1 protein-coding gene is annotated in these 1053 nt (G+C 53.6%); it reads right to left on the reverse strand.

From position 1 onward, the window contains the following. Positions 1 to 38: 38 nt before the first annotated feature. On the reverse strand, positions 39 to 1053 hold a 1015-nt coding region (locus M5G17_RS27335), incomplete at its 5' end, for a hypothetical protein (protein ID WP_273895969.1).

Consider the following 1053-nt stretch of genomic DNA (forward strand, 5'->3'; position numbering starts at 1 on the left):
TGATCGGAGAATCCCTAAAGGATGTAACCTTATCAGCTCTACCCTTGCATGAGTTTTTGGATGACCTCCTCCATGATGCAACTCACCTCGGCTTCAGAGACCCATTGAGCGTTAGAGCCAATTTCACATCTCAGGTCAGCCAAATGCGGTTTGGCGTCACTTGCGATGAAGTAGTCCATGGAGCAGCGAGCAATCTCCCTCGGCATGTCATAGGTTGGGTGGCCCTGATAACCATCAGCGGTGCCGAGGAGGAACAAATTGGATGCGAGGGGAAGAACGACGTGTATGAGCTCGTCACCCTTGTCGAGAAACGGACTGAATGCCCTTTGCGCCTTCACATGGAAGAGCACGATGGAGTCACCTAGTGGAAGATCACCAGGTGCATAGTTCTCCAAGCTATAGCTCAATGCCCTGAAGCGATCCGCTCGCTTTTCGGGGGCAACCGATTCGGACATCACATTGATGTGGCATTGCCTCACCGCTTGTGAGACATGATTCTTGGTACTTGGCAGCAATGCCGCAATCTGTGCTGCTGCCATCGGAACCACTGCATCGAAGAACCCTGCTAGCAAATCTGGACGCTCCGCCAGTACCTGCTTGACCTGATCGGCGTTGGGCATCTCTCTGATGACTTGATCGATAGCTGGGGACTCAATGTGCAGATGGGGCCTGAGTAGCTGAGCAAGAGTGCCTGGATCAGCCATGCGTTTTAGAATGCTGCTGATGCACGCATCCCCGGCAAACTCCATATTGTGCCGCACATGACGGCTGCGAATTTCAAAGTGGGCTAGCAGATCTGGTATGGCGCTAACGCTTTGACCATCGAGCTCACCTCGCCGAAGCCGGTCGATCAAAGGGGCATAAACTTTCTCCTCGACCATCGTGATTTTGTCATCAAGGTCTGGCTCGGTTTCTACCGCATAAAAATGCCCTTCCATCCCGATAGCTTTGAGGTTCGTTTTCCTAGGCTCTCGACGCCGGTCGTACAGCCAGCTGCGCACCTCCCCACCAGTGCCTGGGGCTCGGAATCCTTTTGTAAGCGTCCGGCGAACT

Origin of the sequence: Pseudomonas rubra (assembly GCF_028656935.1) — a bacterium.
Taxonomy (GTDB): Bacteria; Pseudomonadota; Gammaproteobacteria; order Pseudomonadales; family Pseudomonadaceae; genus Aquipseudomonas; species Aquipseudomonas rubra.